At 76.3% G+C, this 801-nt stretch carries 1 pseudogene; it reads right to left on the bottom strand.

The annotated features are described in order from the left end of the window. Positions 1–801: pseudogene (locus KBX53_RS34615) on the bottom strand (adenylate/guanylate cyclase domain-containing protein); the annotation flags it as partial.

The following is an 801-nucleotide window of genomic DNA, read 5'->3' as shown; positions in this document are numbered from 1 at the left end:
TCGCCGACCCGCTCACCGAACGGCAGGAACACCTGCGCCATCCGACACGCCTCGCGCAGTCGACCGGCGAGCAGCCGGGCGAACGCCGTGGTGCCGCGCAACCAGGCCCGCCCGTACGGATCCTTCAGCTCGGCGAAGAGCCGGGCCGCCCGGCCGAGCACCGCGTCGGTGCCGGCGAAGTCACCCCGGGTGGTGGTCACCCAGGCCAGGTTCTGCAGGGACCACGCCTGCCCGCGCCTGTCCTGGACGCCCAGGCTCACCTGGTACGCGGCCGCCAACCGACTGCTCGCCTGACTCAACCGCCCGGCCACGAAGTCGGCCATGCCGAGCCGGCGCATGGCCGTGGCGCGCTGGGTGGGCAGCTGACCCTCCGTGGCCACCTGCAACGCCTCCTGCCAGGCGGTCACCGCCCGGCCCTGGTCCCCGAGGGTCTCCTGGGCCTGCCCCGCCAGCAGCAGGGCGCTGACCCGGGTGGCCTCGTCCCGCGCGTTCGCGGCGATCTTCTCGGCGTACGCCAACGCGTCGGAGACCCGGCCGACCTGGAGCAACGCCCGGGCGTGCACCACCTGGTCGGCGGCCGGCACCCCGTCGCGGGCCAGTTCGGTGGCGCGCTCGGCGTACTCGACGGCCATTGCCGGCTCACCGGCGGACAGCGACCGGCGCGCGGCCCGGCCGAGCGCGGCGACGCCGAGCGGAACCACCGCCCGGGCCGGCGCGTCCGGACGCAGCTTCACCGCGTCGGCGAGCGTGGCGGCCCGCTCGACGTGCATCGCCACGAAGTCGACCCGGGCCGCGGCGGTG

This window comes from Micromonospora sp. M51 (genome assembly GCF_018070305.1).
GTDB lineage: Bacteria > Actinomycetota > Actinomycetes > Mycobacteriales > Micromonosporaceae > Micromonospora > Micromonospora parva.
The sequence above is the reverse complement of the archived record's forward strand: the minus strand, read 5'-3'. Positions and strand labels throughout refer to the sequence as shown.